The organism is Moraxella sp. 179-F 1C4 NHS (genome assembly GCF_045370505.1).
In the GTDB taxonomy this organism is placed as follows: domain Bacteria; phylum Pseudomonadota; class Gammaproteobacteria; order Pseudomonadales; family Moraxellaceae; genus Faucicola; species Faucicola tetraodonis.
This window is the reverse complement of sequence record NZ_JBIQEC010000071.1, coordinates 1-928: the sequence shown is the minus strand read 5'-3', so window position 1 is coordinate 928 and position 928 is coordinate 1. Positions and strand designations below refer to the sequence as shown.

Genomic DNA, 928 nt, shown 5'->3' with positions numbered 1-928 from the left:
AAAAAAGTCCTCACAGCTCGCTTAGATTCTCGTAAACAACTGCTAGAGCCTGACAATAAGGATTTCAGTACTCGTAAACAATGTGAACTGCTCGGTATCAACCGCTCAAGTCTGTATTATCAGCCAAAGCCCATCAGCGAGCTTGATATCACCTTGATGAACCTACTTGACGAACAATATACCAAAACCCCATTTTACGGGGTAAAGCGAATGACTGCTCACTTAAGGCAACTGGGCTATCAAGTGGGAGAAAAACGAGTTAGGCGACTGCTACGGCAAATGGGGCTAGATGCCATCTACCAGCATCCTAACACAAGTAAACCTAATCCTGAGCATCAAGTTTACCCGTATTTGCTTAGAAATGTACCCATCACCCGATGTAATCAAGTATGGAGTACCGATATCACATACATTCGCTTGTCAAAAGGCTTTGTGTATTTGATGGCGGTGATTGATTGGTATAGCCGTTATGTTTTAGGTTGGTCGCTATCTACCACGCTTGAGGCAGATTTCTGCATTGATACGGTGGGTAAATTACTGCACAATGGATTACGCTGTGAGATTTTTAATACGGATCAAGGCTCGCAGTTCACTACGCCAAGATTTACCACGCCGCTGATTGATTCGGGTATCGCTGTGAGCATGGACGGTCGTGGCAGGGCACTTGATAATATTTTTGTAGAACGGCTTTGGCGGTCAGTGAAATATGAGTGTGTGTATTTACGGCAGTTTGATACAGTCAGTCAAGCTAGAGCCGGTTTGAAAGACTACTTCGAGTTTTACAATTATGAGAGGTTGCATCAGTCGCTTGAGTACCATACCCCTGCACAGGTTTATTTGAACAATAGTTCGGATAATACTGTGCTTTATCAACCCAATTCTATCTTAATTTTATGATTATTTGGTCTAGACATTGGGGAGTACCTTA

The 928-nt window shown here is 43.0% G+C and carries 1 protein-coding gene; it reads left to right on the top strand.

The window, feature by feature from the left end; genetic code table 11:
• A partial coding sequence (locus ACH0AB_RS11880) for an IS3 family transposase (protein WP_282842568.1) occupies positions 1-897 on the top strand: 897 nt, incomplete at its 5' end.
• Between the last annotated feature and the right edge of the window lie 31 nt (positions 898-928).